This window comes from Thermobifida cellulosilytica TB100, from assembly GCF_001517975.1.
Lineage (GTDB): Bacteria > Actinomycetota > Actinomycetes > Streptosporangiales > Streptosporangiaceae > Thermobifida > Thermobifida cellulosilytica.
Map to the genome: position 1 here is coordinate 414,453 of NZ_KQ950180.1, position 23,212 is coordinate 437,664.

The 23,212-nt window shown below is 72.0% G+C and carries 25 protein-coding genes and 2 pseudogenes; 5 read left to right on the forward strand and 22 right to left on the reverse strand.

What is annotated here, in order from left to right; translation table 11 throughout:
* Positions 1 to 32 precede the first annotated feature (32 nt).
* A complete protein-coding gene (locus tag AC529_RS01725; RefSeq protein ID WP_068754383.1) occupies positions 33 to 1,322 on the reverse strand; it encodes an aspartate aminotransferase family protein in 1,290 nt (429 codons plus the stop codon).
* 115 nt (positions 1,323 to 1,437) lie between these two features.
* Here AC529_RS01725 and AC529_RS01730 point away from each other — a divergent pair.
* Positions 1,438 to 3,033, forward strand: a pseudogene (locus AC529_RS01730) (PucR family transcriptional regulator); the annotation flags it as partial.
* 129 nt (positions 3,034 to 3,162) lie between these two features.
* Entirely contained in the window at positions 3,163 to 3,657 is a 495-nt protein-coding gene (locus AC529_RS01735; RefSeq protein ID WP_068753163.1) for an Lrp/AsnC family transcriptional regulator, read from the forward strand.
* Between the two features lie 64 nt (positions 3,658 to 3,721).
* On the opposite strand, the gene AC529_RS01740 is transcribed toward AC529_RS01735, so the two are convergent.
* Positions 3,722 to 4,189 carry a hypothetical protein gene (locus tag AC529_RS01740; RefSeq protein WP_068753164.1) on the reverse strand — a complete coding sequence of 156 codons (468 nt, stop codon included), beginning with the start codon at positions 4,187 to 4,189 and terminating at the stop codon, positions 3,722 to 3,724.
* A gap of 17 nt (positions 4,190 to 4,206) precedes the next feature.
* Entirely contained in the window at positions 4,207 to 5,304 is a 1,098-nt protein-coding gene (gene rlmN, locus AC529_RS01745; protein WP_068753165.1) for a dual-specificity RNA methyltransferase RlmN, read from the reverse strand.
* Between the two features lie 203 nt (positions 5,305 to 5,507).
* Here rlmN and AC529_RS01750 point away from each other — a divergent pair, with 203 nt between their 5' ends.
* Together AC529_RS01750 and AC529_RS01755 are read left to right on the forward strand one after the other, a co-directional pair.
* Positions 5,508 to 6,590, forward strand: coding sequence for a suppressor of fused domain protein (locus AC529_RS01750; RefSeq protein WP_068753166.1), 1,083 nt, complete (start codon positions 5,508 to 5,510; stop codon positions 6,588 to 6,590).
* 52 nt (positions 6,591 to 6,642) lie between these two features.
* On the forward strand, positions 6,643 to 7,014 hold the full coding sequence (locus AC529_RS01755; RefSeq protein ID WP_068753167.1) for a hypothetical protein: 372 nt from the start codon (positions 6,643 to 6,645) through the stop codon (positions 7,012 to 7,014).
* A gap of 60 nt (positions 7,015 to 7,074) precedes the next feature.
* Here AC529_RS01755 and AC529_RS01760 read toward each other — a convergent pair whose 3' ends face one another.
* From AC529_RS01760 to rpsB, 5 genes are all read right to left on the reverse strand, one after another.
* Entirely contained in the window at positions 7,075 to 8,028 is a 954-nt protein-coding gene (locus tag AC529_RS01760) for a phosphatidate cytidylyltransferase (protein ID WP_068753168.1), read from the reverse strand.
* 3 nt (positions 8,029 to 8,031) lie between these two features.
* Positions 8,032 to 8,589 (reverse strand): ribosome recycling factor, encoded by a 558-nt coding sequence (gene frr, locus AC529_RS01765; protein ID WP_068753169.1) that lies wholly within the window; start codon positions 8,587 to 8,589, stop codon positions 8,032 to 8,034.
* Positions 8,590 to 8,644: 55 nt separating this feature from the next.
* Entirely contained in the window at positions 8,645 to 9,403 is a 759-nt protein-coding gene (gene pyrH / locus AC529_RS01770) for a UMP kinase (protein ID WP_068753170.1), read from the reverse strand.
* Between the two features lie 138 nt (positions 9,404 to 9,541).
* The gene (gene tsf / locus AC529_RS01775) at positions 9,542 to 10,378 is read right to left on the reverse strand and encodes a translation elongation factor Ts (protein WP_068753171.1); all 837 of its coding nucleotides are present in this window, start codon (positions 10,376 to 10,378) and stop codon (positions 9,542 to 9,544) included.
* A 53-nt stretch (positions 10,379 to 10,431) separates the two neighbouring features.
* Positions 10,432 to 11,277 carry a 30S ribosomal protein S2 gene (rpsB, locus tag AC529_RS01780; RefSeq protein ID WP_068753172.1) on the reverse strand — a complete coding sequence of 282 codons (846 nt, stop codon included), beginning with the start codon at positions 11,275 to 11,277 and terminating at the stop codon, positions 10,432 to 10,434.
* Positions 11,278 to 11,573: 296 nt separating this feature from the next.
* Between rpsB and AC529_RS19330 the strand changes: the two are divergent.
* A pseudogene (locus AC529_RS19330) lies at positions 11,574 to 12,011 on the forward strand (murein hydrolase activator EnvC family protein); the annotation flags it as partial.
* Between the two features lie 66 nt (positions 12,012 to 12,077).
* On the opposite strand, the gene AC529_RS01785 reads toward AC529_RS19330, so the two are convergent.
* From AC529_RS01785 to ffh, 14 genes are all read right to left on the reverse strand, one after another.
* On the reverse strand, positions 12,078 to 12,992 hold the full coding sequence (locus AC529_RS01785) for a tyrosine recombinase XerC (RefSeq protein WP_083947859.1): 915 nt from the start codon (positions 12,990 to 12,992) through the stop codon (positions 12,078 to 12,080).
* 64 nt (positions 12,993 to 13,056) lie between these two features.
* Positions 13,057 to 13,413 carry a RidA family protein gene (locus AC529_RS01790; protein WP_068753173.1) on the reverse strand — a complete coding sequence of 119 codons (357 nt, stop codon included), beginning with the start codon at positions 13,411 to 13,413 and terminating at the stop codon, positions 13,057 to 13,059.
* A gap of 9 nt (positions 13,414 to 13,422) precedes the next feature.
* On the reverse strand, positions 13,423 to 14,604 hold the full coding sequence (gene dprA / locus AC529_RS01795) for a DNA-processing protein DprA (RefSeq protein ID WP_068753174.1): 1,182 nt from the start codon (positions 14,602 to 14,604) through the stop codon (positions 13,423 to 13,425).
* The gene (locus AC529_RS01800; RefSeq protein WP_068753175.1) at positions 14,601 to 16,133 is read right to left on the reverse strand and encodes a YifB family Mg chelatase-like AAA ATPase; all 1,533 of its coding nucleotides are present in this window, start codon (positions 16,131 to 16,133) and stop codon (positions 14,601 to 14,603) included. The genes dprA and AC529_RS01800 overlap by 4 nt, the downstream gene beginning before the upstream one ends.
* Positions 16,134 to 16,135: 2 nt before the next feature.
* On the reverse strand, positions 16,136 to 16,513 hold the full coding sequence (locus AC529_RS01805; protein ID WP_068754387.1) for a YraN family protein: 378 nt from the start codon (positions 16,511 to 16,513) through the stop codon (positions 16,136 to 16,138).
* A 151-nt stretch (positions 16,514 to 16,664) separates the two neighbouring features.
* Entirely contained in the window at positions 16,665 to 17,027 is a 363-nt protein-coding gene (locus AC529_RS01810) for a hypothetical protein (RefSeq protein WP_068753176.1), read from the reverse strand.
* An 85-nt stretch (positions 17,028 to 17,112) separates the two neighbouring features.
* Positions 17,113 to 17,436: a DUF2469 domain-containing protein gene (locus tag AC529_RS01815; protein ID WP_068753177.1), complete on the reverse strand. Its 324-nt coding sequence runs from the start codon at positions 17,434 to 17,436 to the stop codon at positions 17,113 to 17,115.
* 148 nt (positions 17,437 to 17,584) lie between these two features.
* Positions 17,585 to 18,595 carry a signal peptidase I gene (gene lepB, locus AC529_RS01820; protein ID WP_068753178.1) on the reverse strand — a complete coding sequence of 337 codons (1,011 nt, stop codon included), beginning with the start codon at positions 18,593 to 18,595 and terminating at the stop codon, positions 17,585 to 17,587.
* 89 nt (positions 18,596 to 18,684) lie between these two features.
* Positions 18,685 to 19,029, reverse strand: coding sequence for a 50S ribosomal protein L19 (gene rplS, locus AC529_RS01825; protein ID WP_068753179.1), 345 nt, complete (start codon positions 19,027 to 19,029; stop codon positions 18,685 to 18,687).
* 166 nt (positions 19,030 to 19,195) lie between these two features.
* Complete coding sequence (gene trmD / locus AC529_RS01830; protein WP_068753180.1) at positions 19,196 to 19,984, reverse strand: tRNA (guanosine(37)-N1)-methyltransferase TrmD; 789 nt, start codon at positions 19,982 to 19,984, stop codon at positions 19,196 to 19,198.
* Positions 19,985 to 20,005: 21 nt separating this feature from the next.
* Positions 20,006 to 20,518, reverse strand: a complete 513-nt coding sequence (rimM, locus tag AC529_RS01835) for a ribosome maturation factor RimM (RefSeq protein WP_068753181.1) — start codon at positions 20,516 to 20,518, stop codon at positions 20,006 to 20,008.
* Positions 20,519 to 20,679: 161 nt separating this feature from the next.
* Positions 20,680 to 20,922, reverse strand: coding sequence for an RNA-binding protein (locus AC529_RS01840; protein ID WP_068687663.1), 243 nt, complete (start codon positions 20,920 to 20,922; stop codon positions 20,680 to 20,682).
* A 1-nt stretch (position 20,923) separates the two neighbouring features.
* Positions 20,924 to 21,364 (reverse strand): 30S ribosomal protein S16, encoded by a 441-nt coding sequence (gene rpsP / locus AC529_RS01845; RefSeq protein ID WP_068753182.1) that lies wholly within the window; start codon positions 21,362 to 21,364, stop codon positions 20,924 to 20,926.
* A gap of 211 nt (positions 21,365 to 21,575) precedes the next feature.
* A complete protein-coding gene (gene ffh, locus AC529_RS01850) occupies positions 21,576 to 23,177 on the reverse strand; it encodes a signal recognition particle protein (protein WP_068753183.1) in 1,602 nt (533 codons plus the stop codon).
* Positions 23,178 to 23,212: the final 35 nt, after the last annotated feature.

Below are 23,212 nucleotides of genomic sequence, written 5' to 3' on the forward strand. Positions count from 1 at the left end.
CGGCCCCGGATCCGGGGCCGCGCCCGGTCGGCTCAGGCGGCCGCGTCGTTGACCGCGGTGACGGCCTCGACCAGGATGGCCGCTCCCTCCTCGGCCTCCTCCTCGGTGAGGGTGAGCGGCGGCGCCATGCGCAGGGTGTGGCCGTGCAGCCCGCCCTTGCCGACGAGCAGGCCCCGCCTGCGGGTCTCCTCCAGCACGGCGGCGGCCAGTTCGGCGCTGGGGGCGCCGGTGGCCGGGTCGGCCATGTCGACGGCGAACATCAGCCCCTTGCCGCGCACCCCGCCCACCGCGGGCAGTTGCCGCAGCGGGGCGAGCCGCTCCAGGACCAGCGGTCCCAGCCGCGCCGCGTTGGCCTGGAGGTCGTGGTCGAGCACGTAGTCGAGGGTGGCGTTGGCCGCGGCGGTGGCGATCGGGTTGCCGCCGAAGGTGGAGACCCCGTTGGCGGGCAGCGCGTCCATGAGGTCGCCGCGGGCGACCACGCCGCCGATGGCGAAGCCGTTGCCCAGTCCCTTGGCGAAGGTCATCATGTCCGGGACGACGCCGTGGTTGCCGATCCCCCAGAAGCTGGAGCCGGTGCGCCCCCAGCCGGTCTGCACCTCGTCGGAGACGAACAGGATGCCCTGCTCGTCCAGGACCTCCCGGTAGGCGGCGAACAGGCCGTCGGGGGGCATCGCGAACCCGCCGACCCCCTGGACGGGCTCGGCGATGAGGCAGGCCACGTTCGGGGCCGTGGTGCTGAGCACCTCCCGCAGGTCGGCCACGCACACGTCGATGTACTCGGCGTCGGACAGGTGCGCGAAGGCCGGGTGGGAGCGGTCGGTTCCGTGCAGGTAGTGCACGTTGAGCGGGGACAGCGACGAGTTCTTCCAGCCCCGGTTGCCGGTGACCGCGATGGTGCCGTACGAGCGCCCGTGGTAGCTGTTGCGCAGGGCCAGCACCTGGTCGCTGCCGCGCGCGTGGGTGGCCAGCAGCAGCGCGGTCTCGTTGGCCTCGGTGCCGGAGTTGGTGAAGAACACCTTCGCGTCGGGGATGCCGGAGAGCCGGGCGATCTTCTCGGCCAGCTCCACCTGGCCGCGCAGCAGGTACAGGGTGGAGGTGTGCACGACGCCGCGGGCCAGTTGGGCCTGGACGGCCTCCCGCACCTCCGCGACGTCGTAGCCGATCATGTTGGTGAGGATCCCGGCGAAGAAGTCCAGGTAGGTGTTGCCGTCGGAGTCGACGACCCGGTTCCCCTTGCCGCTGACGATCTCGATGGGCTTGTCGTAGTACAGGGCCATCCACGAGGGCATGACCGCACGGTGGCGCGCGAGCAGATCCGACATGTCCTCCAGTCTCACCGCTGCGCTCCCGCCTTGACCAGCGGCACAGTGGCGATTTCCGGGCCCTGTGGCTTACAGGTCGTCAAGAGGACCCAGGTCCCGTCTGTACACTCGGCCTGTGCTCCCCTCCCTCGCCGAAGTGCTCGACCTGCCCGTGGTGCGGCGCGCCCGCCCCAGGGTCGTGGTGGGGGCGGACCGGCTCGACTCCCCCGTGCGCTGGGTGCACGTCGCCGAGGTCACCGACCTGGCCCACCTGCTGCGCGGCGGCGAGCTCGTGCTGACCACCGGGATCGCGCTGCCCGACGACGCGGAGGCGCTGCGCCGCTACGTCACCGACCTGGCGGAGGCGGGGGTCAGCGGGCTCGCCGTGGAACTGGGCCGCAAGTACCGCGGCCGACTGCCCGACGCGCTGCGGGAGGCGGCCCTGGAGGCCGGCGTGCCGCTGGTCTGCCTGGAGCGCGAGACCCGGTTCGTGGAGATCACCGAGGCCGTGCACCGCCGCGTGCTCGGCGAGCAGCTTGAGGAGCTGCGCGCCTCGGAGCACCTGCACTCCGTCTTCACCGAGCTGTCGGTGGAGGGCGCCCCCCACGACCGGGTGCTGCGGGAGGTGGCCCGGCTCTCGGGCTGCCCCGTGCTGCTGGAGAACCTGGCCCACCAGGTGCTGGCCTGCGACCTCAACGGGGAGGACCCCGGAATCCTGCTGACGTCCTGGGAGAGCCGCTCCCGGTCGGTGCGCAGCACCAGGCGGACCGTCCACGACCCGGCGACGGGCTGGCTGGTCACCATGGTGGGCGCGCGCGGCCAGGACTGGGGGCGGCTCGTCCTGGTGTGCGGTGCCTCCCCCACCCCGCTGCTGACCACGCTGGTGGAGCGCGCGGCGACGACGCTGGCCCTGGGCCGGCTGCTGGAGCGGCACCAGGAGGGGCTGGAACGCCAGGCCCACCGCACGATCATCGCGGGCATCGTCGACCGCTCCTACTCCGATCCGGAGGAGGCGCTGGTCCGGGCGCGTGCCGTCGGCGTCCCGCTGACCGGGCGCACCCTGGTCGCCCTGGTGCTGCGGCTGCGCGACACCGGGACCGGACTGGCCACGCAGGCCCGGCTGGCCGACGCCGCCGAGGGCGCCGCCCGGGTCTGCCGGGAGCTGCGGCTGCCCGCCCTGGTGGGCTCGCTCGACGACCTGCGGGTCGGCGTCCTGCTGGCCCTGCCGCCCGCCGAGGATCCGGAGCGGTGCCTGGACCGGCTCGCCCCGCTGGTCCGCGAGCGCGTCGGCACCGGGACGGTGCTCGCGGTGGGGTCGCCCGTCGACGACATCCGCGGGGTCCGGCGCTCCTTCCTGGAGGCCCGCCAGGTGGCGGACGTCGCCGCGCGCCAGGTCACCGACCGCCCCTACCACCGCCTTCCCGACCTGCACCTGCGCGGGCTGCTGCACCTGCTCCGCGACGACGAGCGGTTGCAGACCTACGTGGAGCGCGAGGTGGGGCCGCTGCTGGACCACGACGCCCGGCACGGCACGGACCTGACCTCGGTGCTGCGGCACTACCTGGACGCCGGACGCAACAAGACCCTGGCGGCGTCCCGGGCGCACCTGTCACGTCCCGCTTTCTACGAGCGACTGAGACGCATCTCACATATTCTCGGTGTGGACCTGGAGTCGGTGGAGACCTGTCTGTCCCTGCACGTCGCCCTGCTGGCGCTGGACTCCGTACGCGACCCGCTTGCCGGCCGGGAACTTGCAACCTCCCTGAAACACACCGAAACTTGTGATTCCGCTACCCGAAGTACTCTGGACAACCAATTCAGGACATTTGACCGGCACAAACAACCGATAGCGGAGGATTAGGTGGCCGAGGGATCGGAGTCAACGCCCGGGCCGCGCCGCAACGGCGGCGGGGTGGTCCTCGACGACACCGCCAAGCGGATCATCGAGCAGCTCCAGCAGGACGGACGGCGCTCCTACGCGGCGATCGGCAAGGCCGTCGGCCTCTCCGAAGCCGCCGTCCGACAGCGTGTCCAGCGCCTCCTGGAAAGCGGAGTGGTCCAGGTCGTCGGCGTGACCGACCCGATGATGCTGGGGTTCAAACGCCAGGCGATGATCGGCGTCCGCTGCAACGGCGACCTCAACGCCGTGGCCGACGCGATCGCCGACCTGGACGGCGTCGAGTACGTCGTCATCACCGCCGGTTCCCTGGACCTGCTGGTGGAGGTCGTGGCCGAGGACGACGACCAGTTGCTGAAGATCCTCAGCCACATCCGCGCGGTCCCCACCGTCACCTCCACCGAGACCTTCCTCTACCTGAAGCTGCGCAAGCAGACCTACGCCTGGGGAACGCGCTAGCCCCGGTGAGGGCCGCACCGGCCCCGGCGGCCGCGTCCAGGCGGCCCGCCGGGGCCGCGCCGGGTCACAGCAGCGCCGCGGCCGCGCCGGGCACGCACACCAGCACGGCGAAACGGGCGGTGCGGGTCGCCATGGTCACCGCCAGGAACACCGCCACTGGCATCCGCACCGTGCCCGCCAGCACCGAGACCACCATGAACGGGGGGACGCTGGTCAGGGAGCTGACCGCGAGCAGCCCCGCCGCCCACACCGGGTGCTCCTCGGCCCGCTCCCGCCAGCGGGCGATGCGCGCGCTCCACCGTCCCGGAGTCCTGCTCCTGCGCTGCAGCCAGGGGACCGTGAGCACCCCCCGCCCCACGAGGTAGTAGGCCAGTTTGCCCAGGGTCTGTCCCGCTCCCGCGGCCGCCGCGGCCGCCAGCAGCCACCCGCCGTCCGTCAGCGCGGCCACGCCGAGCAGGTAGACCTCGATGTTGAGGAACGGCAGCAGTGCGGAGACCAGTGCGACGAGGAAGGCGAGGAGGCTCTCGGCCAACGCGCGCCGCCGGACCCTCAGGCCCCGGAGGCGGCGAGCTGACCGCAGGCGCCGTCGATCTCCTGTCCGCGGGTGTCGCGGACCGTCACCGGCACGCCGCGCGCCTGGAGCCTGCGCACGAACTCCCGCTCGTCCTCGGGCCGGGAGGCGGTCCACTTGGACCCCGGCGTCGGGTTCAACGGGATCAGGTTGACGTGCGCCAGTCGGCCCGCCAGCAGCCTGCCGAGCAGGTCGGCGCGCCAGGGCTGGTCGTTGATGTCCCGGATCAGGGCGTACTCGATGGACACGCGGCGCCCCGTGGTGTCGGCGTAGCGCCACGCGGCGTCCAGGACCTCGGCGACCTTCCACCGGTTGTTGACCGGGACCAGCTCGTCGCGCAGCTCGTCGTCGGGGGCGTGCAGGGAGACCGCGAGCCGCACCTGGAGCCGCTCCGCGGTGAGCTTCTCGATCGCGGGCACCAGCCCCACCGTGGAGACGGTGACCCCGCGCTGGGAGATCCCCAGCCCGTCGGGCACCGGGTCGGTGATGCGGCGCACCGCGTCCAGCACCCGCCGGTAGTTGGCCAGCGGTTCGCCCATGCCCATGAAGACGATGTTGCTGATCCGCCCCGGACCGCCCGCGACCTCGCCGCGGGCCAGGTCCCGGGCGATCGAGACGACCTGGTCGACGATCTCCCCGGTGGACAGGTTGCGGGTGAGCCCGGCCTGGCCGGTGGCGCAGAACGGGCAGTTCATGCCGCAGCCCGCCTGGGAGGACACGCACAGGGTGATCCGGTCCGGGTAGCGCATCAGCACCGACTCGAACAGCACCCCGTCGAAGGCCCGCCACAGCGTCTTGCGGGTCATGCCGTTGTCACAGGTGACGTGCTTGACCGGGGTGAGCAGGCGGGGCAGCAGCGCCTCCCCCAGCCGCTCCCGCGCGGCGGCGGGCAGGTCGGTCATCCGCGCGGTGTCCGACTCCAGACGCCCGAAGTAGTGCCGGGCCAACTGCTTGGCGCGGAACGGCTTCTCCCCGAGCTCGGCGACCGCGGCTCGACGCTCCTCGGGGCCCATGTCGGCGAGGTGCCGGGGCGGTTGGGCCCGGCGCGGCGCTACGAAAGTGAGCTCAGCAGGCATGGCTTCATGTCCAGGTCACAAAAGGGTGTCTGTCGTCGTACGGGACGGCGGGGGTGGGCATTACGCGATAATTGTGGGGCCGACCACGGAATTTTCCCCAGAGACGGCGTGCTCCCCCGAACCGGCACTGCCGTCCATACTACGCGGCGCGGGCAGGCTGCCGCGCGGTGGCCGAGTGACGAGCGAGTGACGAGGAGGAAGGCGTGGCCCAGACCCAGATTCTCCTCGACGAGACCAGTCCCTACCGCAGTCGCCGGGTCATCGTCGAGTACGACACCCACACCACGGCCGCCTACCTTCTGGACCCGCGCGGCCAGGTGCGCGTCCCGGTGTGGCTGGCCAACCACGAGATCGCGCCGGAGACCAGCGACCCCTCCGGCCTCTACGCGGGCCGGGCGCCGCTCATGCCCGCCGCCTACACCAAGCACCCGCAGGGCCGCGCCCCGCTGAACGCCTCCCGGCTGCGCGTGGTGTGGTTCGAGGAGGGCGACGGGGTCGCCCTGCTCGACGAGGAAGGGCTCCTGGCGATCATCCCGGGGTGGGCCGAGGCCGACCGCGGGCTGCCCGGGTACTCGCGGGACGCGATCGGCCGCAGCGCCTACGCCTGGGCGCTCGACGACGTGGCGGCCCAGTTGTGGCCCCGGGTGGTGCACGCCGAGGCGTACTGGTCCTGGCGTGCCGCCCCGGGAGCCTGGCGCAGCGTGCAGCGCTCGGTCTTCAACCATCTCCGGACGGTGGGACCGGCCGGACACTACTGGGACGTCTCCGACGGCCACGACCCGCTGATCCGCGTCTCGGAGCGGCCGCCCACCCCGGACCGTCCCTACACGGTGCTGAGCACCGTGGGCATGTGCGGCCAGCGGATGCCCACCCTGGACCGGTACATGGCGGACACCTCCGCCTATGCGCGCATCGAACTGGCGCTGGCCACCACCGCCCCCGCACACCTGGCGGCGCGGATCTTCCGCTGGCTGGGCACCTTCCCGTGGCGGGCGGTCACCTGGTTCGGGCCCGGCCACAGCATCAAGTGGCTGGACAACGGCGAGGACTCCCCGCTGCGCGGCAACCACGCGGCGGTGCTGCTGGTCTCCGACCCCAGCGTGCTGGCCGGCCCGGAGTGGGCCCCGCCGCCCGACCTGTCGGGGCTGACCTTCCACGGCGACCCGGTGAACTGGCTGTGGGTGGTGCCCATCACCCGCCCCGAGCACCTGTTCGCCAAGGAGCACGACGCCGAGACCCTCATCGCCAAGCTCGCCGCCGAGGGACGCAGTTGGATCCTGGGCTGAGGCCGCGGTCCGGCCTGGCCCTGAACCCGCACGGACACGGAAGGAAGGTCGGGTGTTTCCCTTGCTCGAACGCGGCACCCACGCCTATCTGAGCACCCTGCTCCGGCTGGCCCAGCAGGAGGGCCTGCTGACCTTCCACGAGGACCGGGGACGGGACGCCTACCGGATCACCACGCGGGCGGGCCGTCCCGTGACGCTCTCCCCCGACCAGGTGGTGCCGTTCTGCGAGGGCCTGTGCGCGGCCCACACGGCGCTCGCCGACGAACCACTGGACTCCCTCGCCCGCGCCATCGACGAGGGCGTGGGGACCGTCTCCTGCACGGCCTGCCGGGCCCCCAACCCCAAGCACGCGCTGCGCTGCCGCATCTGCGGGCAGCGCCTGCTGGAGGAGTCCTCGCCGGGAGGCGAGCGGGCCGCGGGGTGAGCCCTCCGCAACGGCGGGGGCCGCGACACACGGCGTGTCGCGGCCCCCGGTGCGCGGCGGTCAGGCCGCGGGGACGAGCAGGCTCAGCACGATCCACGCCACCGGACCGGCGATGAGCAGCGAGTCGACCCGGTCCAGCAGCCCGCCGTGCCCGGGCATGAAGGACCCCATGTCCTTGAGGCCGAAGTCGCGTTTGATGAGCGACTCGATCAGGTCGCCGACGGTCGCCGCGAGGACCACGGCGCCGCCGAGCACCAGCCCGGCCCAGACGGAGCCGTCCAGCAGGAGGCTGACGGTGAGCGCCCCGGCCACCATGCAGCTCAGCACCGACCCGGCAAAACCCTCCCAGGTCTTGTTGGGGCTGATCACCGGAGCCATCTTGTGGCGGCCGAACAGGATGCCCGCGAAGTAGCCCCCGATGTCGCTGCTGATCGTCACCACGATGAAGGCGATGAGCCGCCAGCGGCCGTCGGGCTCGGCCAGCAGCATCAGCCAGGTGCTCAGCAGCAGCGGCAGGTAGACCAGGACGAACAGGGTGGCCGTGGCGTCCTGCACGTATCCCTCGGCGCCGCCGCGCAGCCGCCACACCAGTCCCAGGATCGCCGCCACCGCGAGCGTCCCCACCAGCCAGAGCGGCCCGCCGAAGAAGGCCGCGGCCTGCATGGCCACCCCACCAGCGACGACGGGAACCAGGGCTGGGCGGATGCCGCGGGAGGCGAAGGCCCGGCGCAGCTCCCTCACCCCCAGCACCACGGCGATCGAGGTGATGACGGTGAACAGGGGCGGGTACGGCACGATCGCGAGGTAGGCGAGCGCTCCCAGGGCCAGCCCGCTGCCGATGGCCAGCGGGAGGTTGCGCCCGGTGCGCACGGGACGGCCGTCGGGTTTGTGCAGGGTGAAGCGCTTTTCGCGGGAGTCGGCGCGCTGCGCCTCTGGTCCGGCTCCTCCGTCCGGAGACGTGTCGTCACCGCCCCGTTCCGGTACCGGACCCTCGAATGAGTCGGAGTTGGACAAGGATCAGACCTCGAGCAGCTCTGATTCCTTGTGCTTCAGCATCTCGTCGATCTCGGCGACGTACTTGTGGGTGAGCGCTTCGAGCTCCTTCTGGGCGCGGTGGCCCTCGTCCTCTCCGATCTCACCTGCCTTGACGGCCTTGTCGATGGCGTCCTTGGCGTGCCGTCGCACGTTGCGGATGGACGTCCTGCCGTCCTCGGCCTTGCCCCGCACGACCTTGACGTACTCCTTGCGGCGCTCCTCGGACAGCTCGGGGAAGACCACGCGGATGATGGTGCCGTCGTTGACGGGGTTGACACCGAGGTCGCTGTCCCGGATCGCCTTCTCGATGGCCGGGATCGCCGACCGGTCGAACGGGGAGACGACGACCATGCGCGGCTCGGGCACCTGGAAGGACGCGAGCTGGTTGATCGGGGTCATCGTGCCGTAGTACTCGGCGTTGATCCGGCTGAAGGTCGCTGGGCTGGGACGCCCGGTACGGATCGAGGCGAAGTCTTCCTTGGTGACGAGGACGGCCTTCTCCATCTTCTCCTCTGCTTCGAGGAGGGTCTCTTCGATCATTTCGGGACTCCCGTGTGTCGCTTTGCCGGAGTGGTACGAGGACTGGGCAGACCTGTCAGACGTCCGCGGGACACACGACCGTGCCGATCTTCTCCCCCTGCACCGCACGGAGGATGTTGCCCTGTCCCATCAGGTCGAAGACCACGATCGGCAGACCGTTGTCCATGCACAGGCTCACCGCCGTGGCGTCCATGACCTTCAGGCCGCGGGTGAGCACTTCGTTGTAGTCGAGGCGGTCGAACCGGACCGCCGTGGGGTTCTTGCGCGGGTCGGAGTCGTAGACGCCGTCGACCTGTGTCCCCTTGAGCACGGCCTGCGCGCCGATCTCCAGCGCCCGCTGCGCGGCTGCGGTGTCGGTGGAGAAGAAGGGCGCCCCGAGCCCGGCTCCGAAGATGACCACGCGGCCCTTCTCCAGATGCCGGATCGCGCGGCGCGGAATGTAGGCCTCGGCGACCTGGCTCATGTGGATGGCGGTCTGCACCCGGGTCTCGACCCCGAGCCGCTCCAGGAAGTCCTGCAACGCGAGGCAGTTGATGACGGTGCCGAGCATGCCCATGTAGTCGGCGCGGCTGCGCTCCATACCGTCCTGGGACAGTTCTGCGCCCCGGAACATGTTGCCGCCACCGATGACGACGGCTACCTGGATGCCCTTGGCGACCGCCTCGGCGATCGCCTGCGCGATGTAGCCGACGACCTTGGGGGAGATGCCGAGCTGCTCGTCGCCCGCGAACGCCTCCCCCGACAGCTTGAGCACCACACGCTTCCATCCGCCGTCGCGCCTGGCCACGACGTGCTGTCCCTCGTTGTCCGGCACGAAGATCGGCCCCCTTCTGGTTCCCCCGGTGGGTTGTACTGCGCGAACCCGCTGGGTCTCCAGGAGGCTCACACACCGTCCAGATCTGACGGAGGTGCCGGGGGAAGTTGTCCCGACACCTCCATCATCGCAGAAGCTCTAGGCCTGGCCGACCTTGAAGCGCACGAAGCGACGCACGGTCACGCCGGCCTCGTCGACGATCTTCTGGACCGTCTTCTTGTTCTCCTTGACGAACGGCTGACCGAGCAGGGTCACGTCCTTGAGGAAGCCGTTGACCCGGCCCTCGATGATCTTGGGCAGCGCCTTCTCGGGCTTGCCCTCCTCGCGGGCGGTGGCCTCGGCGATGCGCCGCTCGTTCTCGAGGACGTCGGCGGGCACGTCGTCACGGCTGATGTACTTCGGGGCCAGGGCGGCGATCTGCTGCGCCAGGTCCTTGGCGACCTCGGGGTTGGCCTTGTCCAGCTCGACCAGGACGCCGAGGGTCGGCGGCAGGTCGGGGTCGGACTTGTGCATGTAGCTGGCCACGTAGGCGCCCTCGACCTTGACGAAGCGCCGGACCTCCAGCTTCTCGCCGATGACCGCGCTGTTCTCCTCGATCACCTGGGCGACGGTCTTGCCGTCGGCGTACTCGGCGGCGAGCAGCGACGGCACGTCGCTCGGGTCGGTGCGCGCCACGAACTCGGCGAGGTCCGCGGCCAACTGCTGGAACTTCTCGTTCTTGGCGACGAAGTCGGTCTCGCAGTTGAGCTCCAGCAGGACGGCGGAGGTGTCGTCGTTCTGGACGAGGGCGATCAGGCCGTTGGCCGCGGTGCGCTCGGCGCGCTTGCCGACGTCCTTGGCGCCCTTGATCCGGAGGGCCTCGATGGCCTTGTCGAAGTCACCGGCCGACTCCTCCAGGGCCTTCTTGCAGGCCATCATGCCAGCGCCGGTGATCTCGCGCAGCCTCTTCACATCGGCGGCGGTGTAGTTCGCCATAGCTTCAGTATCTCTATCCGCTAGGTATGGGTCGGAAAGGATTGCGGAGGAGCCTAGGCCTCCTCGGTGCTCCCGTTCTCGGCAGCCGGAGCGGCCTCCTCGGCCGGGGCCTCGGCGGTCTGGGCCTCGCCCTTGCCCTCCAGAAGCTCGCGCTCCCACTCGGCCAGCGGCTCTTCGGAGCCCTTCTCCCCGCCCGGGGCCCCGCCGGAGCGGATCATCAGACCCTCCGCGACGGCGTCGGCGACCACCCGGGTGAGCAGGCTGACGCTGCGGATCGCGTCGTCGTTGCCCGGGATCGGGTAGTCGACCTCGTCGGGGTCGCAGTTGGTGTCGAGGATCGCCACGACCGGGATGTTGAGCTTGCGGGCCTCGCTGATCGCGATGTGCTCCTTCTTGGTGTCCACGATCCACACCGCGCTGGGCACGCGGGCCATGTCGCGGATACCGCCGAGGGTGCGCTCCAGCTTCTCCTTCTCCCGGCGCAGGCCGAGGAGCTCCTTCTTGGTGCGGCCGGAGGAGGCCACGTCCTCGAAGTCGATCTCCTCGAGCTCCTTGAGGCGCTGAAGGCGCTTGTGCACGGTGGAGAAGTTGGTGAGCATGCCGCCCAGCCAGCGCTGGTTGACGTAGGGCATGCCGACCCGGCGGGCCTGCTCGTAGATGGCTTCCTGGGCCTGCTTCTTGGTGCCGACGAACAGGATGGTGCCGCCGTGGGCGACCGTCTCCTTGACGAACTCGTAGGCGCGGTCGATGTAGGACAGCGACTTCTGCAGGTCGATGATGTAGATGCCGTTGCGCTCGGTGAAGATGAAGCGCTTCATCTTCGGGTTCCAGCGACGGGTCTGGTGCCCGAAGTGGACGCCGCTCTCCAGCAACTGGCGAATCGTCACGACTGTGGCCATGACTTCGGCCCTCCTTGTGCGCGGGCGGTCGGCCCGCATCCGGTTGTTCCTGACGCCCCGACCGGGCCGCCGCGCCGCCACCAGGCGTGACGCGGACCGTGAGTCCGGTCCCTCCACTCGGAAGGCTCGGGGACGTGCGTGATGTGCGGCCCGGTACTGGGCCACCCCATGAATTCTAGCCGCCCGGCGGGTGGGCCGCGTTGCGGCTCTGTCCGCCGCAACGTGTCCGGACCCCTCTGTCCACAGCCTGCGGATCCGCCCGGCGACGCCCCGCTGCGGGGAGCCACGCTGGCGCCATGTTCCACTCGCTCCGTGTCTTTACCCTGCTGGTACTGCTGACCCTGACGGCCGTGGCCGTCCCGGGCCCCGCCGCCCGCTCCGACACCGGCCCGTGGACCTGGCCGCTGCGGGGAGCCCCCGTCGTGCTGCGGGAGTTCGCCCCGCCCGCACAGCGCTGGCTCGCCGGGCACCGCGGCGTCGACCTCGCCGCCGCCCCGGGCGACACCGTGCTGGCCGCCGGGCCGGGGCGGGTCGGGTTCGCCGGGACCGTGGGCGGCGCCCCGGTGGTGACCGTCGTGCACGGCCGGACGCACACCACCTACCTTCCGGTGACCGCCCTGGTCCGGCCCGGCGAGGAGGTCCGCGCGGGCCAGCCCGTCGGCACGCTCGCCGCCCTCCCCCTCCACTGCGCTCCGCGGCACTGCCTGCACTGGGGGCTGCGGTACGGCCGCGACTACCTCGACCCGCTGGCGCTGCTGGGCGAGGCGGCCGTGCGCCTGCTGCCGCTGTCCGGGGACCGGTCAGGCCCGGGGGTGGGCCTGGCGGTAGACGCGGGTCAGCCGCTCGACGGAGACGTGCGTGTAGATCTGGGTGCTGGCCAGCGCGGCGTGTCCGAGGATCTCCTGGACGCTGCGCAGGTCGGCGCCGCCGTTGAGCAGGTGGGTGGCGGCGCTGTGCCGCAGCCCGTGCGGTCCGGTCCGCGCCACCGCCCCGGTGCTCTCGTGGACGTCGCGGCGGGCGGTGCGCACGCCCAGCCTGCCGCCGCGCGCTCCGAGGAACAGCGCGTCCCCGCTGGCGGGCACGGCCCAGCGGGGCCGTCCGTCGGCCAGCCAGCGGTCCACGGCGTCGAGGGCCGGGCGGCCCACGGGGACCACCCGCTCCTTGTCCCCCTTGCCGAGCACGCGCACCGTGGCGCGTTCCCGGTCCACGTCGCCCAGGTCCAGGCCGCACAGCTCGGCCACGCGGATGCCGGTGCCGTACAGGAGCTCCACCACCGCCCGGCGGCGCAGTGCGAGCGGCGACTCCCCGTCGCCTCCCGCCGCGGCGCACACCTCGGCGGCCTGGGCCTCGTCCAGCACCGCGGGGAGTGTCCGGTGCCGCCGGGGGCCGACGAGCAGCAGCCCCGGGTCGGACTCCAGCCGCCCGGTGCGGTGCAGGTAGGAGGTGAACACCCGGGCTGAGGCGATCCGCCGTGCCAGGGTGGCGCGGCTGGCTCCGGCCGCGTGCTGCGCGCCGAGCCAGCCGCGCAGCACCCCCAGGTCCAGGTCGGCCAGGGCGCGCCCCTCCCGCCGCAGGTGGTCCCGCAGTCCGCGCAGGTCCGCCAGGTAGGCGCGCACGGTGTGCGGCGAGCGGCCGAGTTCGGCCCGCAGGTGGCGCTCGAAGTCGGCGAGGGCGTCGGCGAAGGCGTCCTCGGAGGAGTTCCCGGTGTCGGCCATGGGTCCAGCTTCGCCGACCCCGGCCCGCCGGGGAACCTGTTCCCGGCGTGCCGGGTGCCGCGCGTCACGGCGCGGGCCGGACCGCCACCGCGTCGATCTCGACCAGGTAGCGGGAGTCCAGCAGGCCGCTGACCTCGACCAGGGTCCCCGCGGGGCGGGGGTGGTGGACCAGCCGTTCGGCCAGGACCTGGCGCAGCGCGGGAAGGTCGGCGATGTGGCGCAGGTAGTAGGTGCACTTGACGACGTGCCGCAGGTCGGCCCCGTAGGGGGCCAGTGCGCTCTCGATGTTGGCGAGGACCTGCCGTACCTGTGCGGCGGCGTCGCCCTCGGCGACGCTGCCGTCCGCGTCCTCGGGCACCTGGCCGGAGACGAAGATCAGCGGCCCTTCCGCGAGCCGGGCGGGACTGTAGTTCTTGGCCACGTCGGCACTCTAACCCCGGGAGGTGCGGGAACCGGGGATTCGCCGCCAGCCCGCGGCGGCGCGCTCGACGTGCCCGGCCGCCGCGAGCAGGCCGAGCCGCCGCAGCGCGGCGTCGGGGGTCAGCCCGCTGGCCGCCGCGGCCACCGCCACGCCGACGCTTCCCCGCTCGGGCAGCGCCTCCAGCAGTCGGCGGGCGGTGTCGTCGAGGAGGTCGGCGCCCACCCGGACGCGCTCCTCGCCCGGCGGCTCCGCCCCCACCGGGCTGAGCTGCTCGATGACGTCGCGGGCACAGGTGACGCACACCGCCTGGTAGTCGCGGAGCAGGCGGTGGCAGCCCACCGACAGCGCCGACGTCACCGGCCCGGGCACCGCCATCAGAGTGCGTCCCAGCTCCTGGGCGTGCGCGGCGGTGTTCGCGGCCCCGCTGCGCCGCCCCGCCTCGACCACCACGGTTCCCGGGGTGAGCGCGGCGATGAGCCGGTTGCGGACCAGGAAGGCGTGGCGGTTCGGAGCGGCACCGGGCGGGTGCTCGCTGACCAGGACCCCGTGCCCGGCGATCTCGGCGAAGAGCTGCTCGTGGCCTCTCGGGTAGTGCATGTCGACCCCGCAGGCCAGCACGGCGACCGTGGCGGCGCCGCCGGCCAGCGCGCCCCGGTGGGCCGCGCCGTCGATGCCGTAGGCGCCGCCCGACACCACGCACCAGCCGTGCTCGGCGAGCGTGTGGGACATCTCCGTGGCCACGTGCAGGCCGTAGGCGGAGGCCGCCCGGGAGCCCACCACGGACACGGCGCGCAGGCAGGCGTTGCGGAGGTCGTGGGCGCCGCGCACCCACAGCGCGTGGGGGCGGCGCTCGGCCAGCGTGTCGAGCTGGCTGGGCCATTCGGGGTCGCCGGGGACCACCAGCCGGATCCCCTGGTCTCCGGCCCGGGAGAGCACCAGGTCGGGGTCGACCTCGCGGGCGCGGGCCCGCCACCGCTCCAGTCGGCCGCGCAGGGCGGCCGCGGTCCACCCGGCGGGCGGCTCCAGCGGGGCTCCGGTGCGCAGCGCCGTCCACACCCGGGACGCGGGCCGGCTCTCCAGGAGCGCGCCCAGCACCGGATCGCCCGGTTCGACGGCGGCGCTCAGCCCTGCGCGGGCCGCGGCCTCCTCGGCGGCGGAGGGGGACGGGTCGGGCCGTTCGCCGCCGCTCATCGCACGGCCCCCGTCCACAGCGCGAACGCGTGGCCGACGTCGTCGGGGGTGGGGGCGTCCCTGCCGCCCAGGTCGGCGACGGTCCACGCCAGGCGGAGGACGCGGTCAGCGCCGCGCGCGCTCAGCAGCCCCCGGTCCATGGCCTCGCCCAGGACGCGCAGGGCCTCGGGCGGCGGCGGGAAGCGTCGGCGCAGCTCGGCCCCTGGCACCGCGGCGTTGCAGGACCAGGGGGTGTCCTTCAGGCGGTGCGCCGCGCGTTCCCGGGCCTGGGCCACCCGGGCGGCGACGGTCGCGGAGGACTCCGCGAACGCGCGGTCGGCGAGGAGTTCGGCCCGGGAGACGGGTTGGAGCTCCACCTTGAGGTCGATCCGGTCCAGCAGCGGTCCGGAGAGGCGGCCGAGGTAGCGCCTGCGGGCGGCCGACGGACACACGCACTTGGCCCCCGACTGGCCGCAGGGGCACGGGTTGGCCGCCATGACCAGCAGGAACCGTGCCGGGAAGCGGGCGGTGGCGGCGGCGCGCGCGACCACGACCTCCCCGCTCTCCAGCGGCTGGCGCAGGCAGTCCAGCACTCCCCGGGCGAATTCGGGGGCCTCGTCCAGGAAGAGCACCCCGCGGTGGGCGAGGCTGACCGCGCCGGGCCGCAGCACCCCGCTGCCGCCGCCGATGATGGCGGTGCGGGTGGCCGTGTGGTGCGGGGCGCAGAAGGGCGGACGGGTGATGAGCGGCCCGCCGCAGGGCAGGGCGCCCGCCACCGAGTGGATGGCGGTGACCTCGATGGCCTCGTCGGTGTCGAGGCGGGGCATGATCGTGGGGAGGCGTTCGGCCAGCAGGCTCTTGCCGGTGCCGGGAGGTCCCAGGAGGAACAGGTTGTGGCCGCCCGCCGCGGCGATCTCGACCGCCCTGCGGGCCACGGGCTGGCCGAGGACGTCGGCGAGGTCGGGGCGGCCCTCGGCGTCCTCGCGGTCGTCCGCCGCGGCGGCGGCCGGTTCGGGCGCGGGCTCCGGGGCTGCGGTGCCGTTCCGGAGGCGGCTGACGAGTTCGGCGAGGGAGCCCACCGCGACCACCTCGGCCCCGCTGACGAGGCGGGCTTCCTCGGCGTTGGCCCGCGCGACGACGAACGAGCGGCGGCCGCGGACCGCCTCGGCCAGCACCATCGGCAGCACCCCGTGGATGGGGCGGGTGCGGCCGTCGAGGCTGAGTTCGGCCAGGAAGGCGGTCTCGCGGACCTCGTCGGCGGGGATGACGCCGCTGGCGGCGAGGATCGCCACGGCGATGCTGAGGTCGAACCCGCTGCCCCTCTTGGGCAGGCTGGCCGGGGACAGGCTGACGGTGATGTGGTTGTCGGGCCAGTACTCGCCGCTGTTGACGACGGCGGCCCTGATGCGGTCGCGGGCCTCGCGCAGCGCGGCGTCGGGCAGGCCGACCAGGGTGAGTCCGGATTTTCCGCGGCCGATGTGGGCCTCGACGTCGATGCCGTAGCCCTCGACCCCGAGCAGGGCGACGGAACGGGTGCGTGCCAGCGCCACGGCTAGGCCACCCCCCGCTGGTGGCTGAGGAACCAGCGGCCGTCCGGGCGGGCCAGCAGCCCCAGGACGTCCACCCGGATCCGCGCGGCGGGGCAGCCGTGCTCGCGCGCCCAGCGGCGTCCCAGGGCGCGCAGCCGGGCGCCGCGGGTCCCGTCCACCGCGCCGGTCGGGGCGCCGTACCGCAGCCCCGAGCGGGTCTTGACCTCGACGACGACCAGGGTCCGCCCCTGGCGTGCGACGATGTCGAGTTCGCCGTCCCGGCACCGCCAGTTGCGCTGGAGGATCCGCAGTCCTGTCCGGGCCAGGTACTCGGCGGCGGCCTCCTCGCCGAGCCGCCCCAACTCCTGCCGCCGGTTCGACGGCCGTGACCGTGTGCGCACCCGCACCACCTCCCGGATCCACGGTGGCGGACGTGCGCGGGGCGTCGGCGGGACTTCTCCCGGGCTGTGGACAACTCCGGGGCGGACGGGAGAGGGCCGTGGGCGCACCGGGACCGGCTCCCGGTGCGCGACGGGGTTCACCGCGTTGTGTTCAGGGGGTTTCCGTGCCGCTCGCGGGCTGGTCGGGGCGGGTGTCGACCTCGCCGTCGGGCTTTCCGGGGACGGCGTTGGCCACGGTGGTGACCTGCCGGGGGTCCCCCGGTCCGGCACGGGTCGCCTGGATTCCGGGCGCGTCCTGCGGGGCTTCGGCGGCCGGGATTCCTGCGCCGACGGCCGATCGCGGGGAGCCGCCGCGTCGGCCGGAGTCCGTCTCCTCCACTTCGGCCCCCGAGGTCCCCAGCTCCTCGTTGCGCCGTACCGCCCGCTGTCCGGGAGGGGACTGCGGTGTGGCCGGAAGGGGCTCGCTGCGGGCCTGGTTGGTCCGGGCCGCGTCGTGTCCGGGCTGCTCTTCCATGGTCTCTCCCGCGAGTCGTGCGGTCGCTCTCCCGACGGCCACTACCCGGGGAGGGGGAGGTGAGACCACGGAGGCCGCCCGTCCCTCACGAGGAGGAGTTGTGCGGCGGGATCTCCAGGTCGGCCTTGGTGATCTCCTCCACGTTGACGTCCTTGAAGGTCACCACACGGACGTTCTTGACGAACCTGGCCGGCCGGTACATGTCCCAGACCCAGGCGTCCTGCATCGTGACCTCGAAGTACATCTCGCCGTTGTCGGTGGAACGCGGCTGCAGGTCGACGTGGTTGGTGAGATAGAAGCGGCGCTCGGTCTCCACCACGTAGCTGAACAGTCCGACGACGTCCCGGTACTCGCGGTAGAGCTGCAGCTCCATCTCGGCTTCGTACTTCTCCAGGTCCTCAGAACTCATCACACAGCTCGCTTTCCTCGTGCCGTTCCGGTCTGCGGTGAGCCGACCTCCTTACCGGTCGTGCAGCGGGGCGCGGGTGCCCTCTCGACCCTCAGAGCAGGAAACATGCCCACAGCACCATAGTGGTGCACGTGTCAACTACCCGCCACTACTCCTGGTGATGCCCGGAGTCGCCGCCGCCCCGCGGGCGGCGCAGCAGGCGCCGTCCGATCAGGTGGAGGGGGACCGCTCCGGCCAGGCCCAGTGCGAACGGGACCGCGGCCGCGGCCTGGTCCACGGCCGCGTCGTCCAGTTCGTCGAACGCGTCGGACGAGGAGAGCAGCCCGATGTTCTCCGGCGGCCAGATGACGACGAAGGCGTGGCCGACCACGGCCTCCTGGGGGATGCTGCCGCCCCCGTTGTTGCTCTGGTGCATGCGCGAGTCGTAGGAGATGGCGCGGTGGTCGCCCATCACCCACAGGTGGCCCTCGGGCACGGTGACCGGCCCGAACGGCTGGTGGGTGGCCAGGCTGTCGGGGTAGAGGTAGTCCTCGTCCACCGAGACGCCGTTGACGATGATCCGGTTCTGCTCGTCGCAGCACTCGACGGTGTCGCCGGGCAGGCCGATGACGCGTTTGATGTAGTCCTTGCCGGTGGGGGCGGCACCCAGTTGCTGGCCCACCCAGGTGAAGAACCGGGAGATCGGGTTGGTGTCCGCGGGGAGCGCGACCTCGGTGCCCTCGTCCCAGGTACCGCCGCCGTTGAAGACGATGACGTCGCCGCGCTCGATGTCGCGGAACTGGTAGACCAGCTTGTTGACCAGCACCCGGTCTCCGACGAGGAGGGTCTCCTCCATCGAGCGGGACGGGATGTGGAAGGGCTGGACCACCCACCTCTGGATGACGAACGCCAGGACCAGGGCGACCACGATCAGTATGGGGAGTTCCTTCCAGAAGGATCCCTGGCTGTCCTCGCCCTTCTTCTTCGCGCTCATGCTGCCATCCGGATTCTCTGCGGTGTCGTTGTGCCCTTCGGCCGCCTTCTCGGAAAGCACACCGGCTCCCCCGTGCGAAGGCACGGGGGAGCCGGTGTCGTCGACCGGGTCGCCCGCGACGGGGCGGCTGACGGAGTCGTCTGGATCGTGGTTCCCGATCGGGCCGGACCGTTCATCGTTGCTCATCGGATCTGAAGCCTAGCCGAGCGCAACGACTTCTGTCGGAAAAGGCGCCCCCGATCGGGTGAAACCGTATCGCCGTATCGGCCGACCGGTCAGCGGCGCTCGCGGATGCGGGCGGCCTTGCCGCGCAGGTTGCGCAGGTAGTAGAGCTTGGCGCGGCGGACGCGGCCACGGGAGACGACCTCGATCTTCTCCAGCACCGGGCTGTGCACCGGGAAGGTCCGCTCCACGCCGACGGCGTAGCTGATCTTGCGGACGGTGAAGGTCTCGCGGATTCCCGACCCCTGCCGCCGGATCACCACGCCCTTGAAGACCTGGATCCGGGTCCGGTTGCCCTCGGTGACCCGAACGTGGACGTTCAGCGTGTCGCCCGGACGGAAGTCGGGCACGTCGGAGCGCAACTGGGCCTTTTCAAGCTCCTGAATGGCGGTGTGCATCTCAGCGGTTCCTCATCGACAGCGCGCCGCGCCGACGGGTTGCGCTCGCGCGGGCGGATCTGCTGGGTGGAATGACGTCGCCCCTGCCTGTCCGGGCCCGGTGTCCGCGGTGGGACCCGGGGTTTGCGGAACGTCGGCGCGGGCCGACGGTCAGGGACAACCCTCCCTAGTCTGCCACAGGTTGCGGCGTGTCCTGTAACCGCACCTCCGCGAGGACCTCGCGGTCGCGCTTGTCGAGCTGGTCGGGGTCGAGGCGGTCGATCAGGTCGGGGCGGTTGCGGGCGGTCTTGCGCAGTGCCTCGTCGCGCCGCCAGCGGTCCACCGCGCCGTGGTGTCCGGACAGCAGCACGGGCGGCACCTCGTGGCCGCGCCAGACCGCGGGCTTGGTGTAGACCGGCCCCTCCACCAGGTGGTCCATCGTGCCCGGGGAGAAGGAGTCCTGTGCGGCGGACTCCGCGTTGCCGAGCACCCCCGGCAGGAGGCGGGAGACGGCCTCCACCACGACCAGGGTCGCGACCTCGCCGCCGTTGAGCACGTAGTCGCCGATGCTGATCTCCTCGACGGGCATCCTGCGCGCCGCGTCGACCGCGACGCGCGCGTCGATGCCCTCGTAGCGTCCGCAGGCGAAGACCAGCCAGGGCTCCTCGGCGAGCCGGACCGCGTCGCGCTGGGTGAAGGGCCGCCCGCTGGGCGTCGGCAGGATCAGGCGGGGGACCGCCCCGTCGGCGTCGGCGGTGACCGCGTCCAGGGCCTCGCCCCACGGCTCCGGCTTCATCACCATGCCGGGCCCGCCCCCGTAGGGGGTGTCGTCGACGGTGTGGTGGCGGTCGTAGGTCCACCGGCGCAGGTCGTGCAGGCGCACGTCGATCAGCCCGGCGCGGCGGGCCTTGCCGATCAGGGAGAGGTCGAGCGGGGCGAAGTAGTCGGGGAAGATCGTGATGATGTCGATGCGCATGGGGCGTGGCGGCCTTTCCGGCTACTGGCCGAGTTCGAGCAGGCCCGGGGGCGGGTCGATGACGATGCGGCCCGCCTCGGTGTCGATCTCGGGCACCAGCGCGCGCACGAACGGCACGAGGACCTCCGCCTTTCCGTTCCCGGAGACCACGAGGGTGTCCTGGGCGTGGTGCAGGACGTCCACGACCTCGCCGACGGCCTCGCCCGAGGTGGTCTCCACCCGCAGGCCGATGAGCTCGTAGTCGTGGAACTCGTCGGGGTCGTCCAGCGGGGGCAGCTCGGAGGAGTCGATCACCAGGAAGACGCCGCGCAGCTCCTCGGCGGCGTTGCGGTCGGCGACCCCCTCGAAGCGCACCAGCAGCCGGTCGCCGTGCTGCCGTACCGCCGTGATCGTGAGCGGTCCGGCGTCGGAGGGGTCGGTGTCGAGTGTGGTACCCACCTCGAAGCGTTCTTCGGGCGCGTCGGTGCGCACCTCGACGGCCACCTCGCCTCTGACGCCGTGCGGGCGGCCGATCCGGCCGACGACGAGACGCACATCTTCTCCTAGGCACGTGGCGGCGCGGGGCGCGGCACGGTGCCGCGGGACACGCCGGGGGTGGGGCATGCGGGAAAGCGGGTGTGCGGACAGGACGCGTTCCTGTCCGCACACCCGCATCGTCCACGGGGCACCGGCGGGCGGTGCCTCATGGACGCGAGTCAGCGCACCTCGTTGAGGTCCAGCAGGTCGACCCGGACGTACCGGCCGCCGGCCAGGGACCCGATGACGGTCCGCAGCGACTTGGCGGTACGGCCGTTGCGACCGATCACCTTGCCGAGGTCGTCGGGATGGACCCGGACTTCGAGCACCTTGCCCTTGCGGAGTCTGCGGGACCGCACGTGGACGTCGTCAGGGTTCTCCACGATCCCCCTGACGAGGTGCTCAAGCGCCTCTTCCAGCACGTCAGGCCTCGCCCTCGGACTTCTCCGCGGTGGTTTCGGCCGACTTCTCGCCGGCCTTCTTGGACTTTCCGCCCTTGCTCTCGTTGCCCGGCAGGACAAGCTCCTTCAGCACGGCCTGGAAGGCGGCCTCCTGGGCCTCCTTGTCCTTGGGCTCGGCGACCTTGAGCGGCTTGGTCGGAGCGGGCAGGCCCTTGAACTTCTGCCAGTCGCCGGTGAGCTTGAGGATGTGCTGCACCGGACCGGTGGGCTGGGCGCCCACGGACAGCCAGTACTGCACCCGCTCGGAGTTCACCTCGATGAGGCTCGGCTCCTCCTTCGGGTGGTACTTGCCGATCTCCTCGATCGCCTTTCCATCGCGCTTGGTGCGCGCGTCAGCCACGACGATCCGGTACTGCGGCGTACGGATCTTCCCCATACGCTTGAGTTTGATCTTGACAGCCACTGGTGTGGTCTCTCCCGGTTAAGGCGGAAACACCCTGGCGACCACCGCGTGGGGTTGCGGCGCCGCACCGGGTGGGACGTGGGTGCGAGGGGTGAGATAGAGGGCTGACCCCGCGCACCGTTAGTCAACAACCAATTGTGCCAGATGATCGGAGGAGGGACGCGCAGGCTCCGGCGCGGCGCGTGGCCGCACGCGGTCAGCCCAGCCCGGCTCACTTCTTCTTCGGCAGCCTGAAGTTGGACAGGTCGGGGATCTGCCCGCCGCCGAAGCCGGGCGGGAGCTGCGGCATGCCGCCCCCGAAGCCCGCGGGCAGTCCGGTGTCGGCGGGCGCCTCGGTGCGCTTGCGCTCGCGCTGTGCGGCGCGCTCGGCCTCCTGCTGGCGGGCCTTCATCGGGTTGCCGCTGCGCTGCTTGTTCTTCTTGGCCTTCTTGCCCGCGGCCTTGGCCGCCTTCCTCCGGCCCCCGCCCATGCCGGGCATGCCCGGCAGCCCCGGCATGCCGGGGAACCCGCCGCCCTGCTTGAGCTGGCGGAGCATCTTCTGCGCCCCGAAGAAGCGAGTGACCAGTTGGCTGACCTCGCTGACCTGGGTGCCCGAACCGTTGGCGATGCGCAGTCGGCGGGACCCGTTGATGATCTTGGGGTTGGCGCGCTCGGCCGGGGTCATCGACCGGATGATGGCCGCGATCCGGTCCAGGTCGCGGTCGTCGATGCTGTCGATCTGGTCGCGCAACTGCCCCATGCCGGGCATCATGCTCAGCAGGTTGCTGATGGGACCGAGCCGACGGATCATCATCATCTGCTCGAGGAAGTCGTCGAGCGTGAAGTCCTCGTCGGAGGCCAGCGTGCTGGCCATCTTCTGGACCTCGGCCTCCTCGAAGGTGCGCTGCGCCTGCTCGATCAGGGTGAGCACGTCGCCCATGTCGAGGATGCGCGAGGCCATGCGGTCGGGGTGGAAGAGGTCGAAGTCCTCGAGCTTCTCACCGGTGGAGGCGAACATGATGGGCCGGCCGGTGATGTGCCGGATCGACAGCGCGGCACCGCCCCTGGCGTCGCCGTCCAGCTTGGTCAGCGCGACCGCGTCGTAGCCGACCCCGTCGAGGAACGCCTGCGCGGTGTTGACCGCGTCCTGACCGATCATCGCGTCGACGACGAAGAGGATCTCGTCGGGGGAGACCGCGTCCCGGATGTCGGCGGCCTGCCGCATCATCTCCTCGTCGACGCCGAGCCGACCCGCGGTGTCGATGATGACGACGTTGTGGTTGTTGCGCCGTGCGTAGTCGACAGAGCTGCGCGCCACCTCGACCGGGTCGCCGACGCCGTTGCCCGGCTCGGGCGCGTAGACCGGGACCTTCGCCCGCTCCCCCAGGACCTGGAGCTGGGTGACCGCGTTGGGCCGTTGCAGGTCGGCGGCGACCAGCAGCGGGGTGTTGCGCTGGTCGGCGAGCCACTTGGCGAGCTTGCCCGCCAGGGTCGTCTTACCCGAGCCCTGGAGACCCGCCAGCATGATGACCGTCGGCGGGGTCTTGGCGAACCGGATCGTGCGGGTCTCGCCGCCCAGGACCTCGATGAGCTCCTCGTTGACGATCTTGATGACCTGCTGGGCGGGGTTCAGCGCCTTGGAGACCTCCGCACCGCGTGCCCGCTCCTTGATCCGCGCGATGAACTCGCGTACGACGGGCAGCGCGACGTCGGCCTCCAGCAGGGCGACGCGGATCTCGCGCGCGGTCGTGTTGATGTCCTCCTCGGAGAGACGGCCTTTGCCGCGCAGCGAGGAGAAGACCGTGGTCAGGCGGTCGGAAAGCGTCTCGAACACGGGTGAGCCCTGTCCTTCGTCTCTCGGGTCAGACT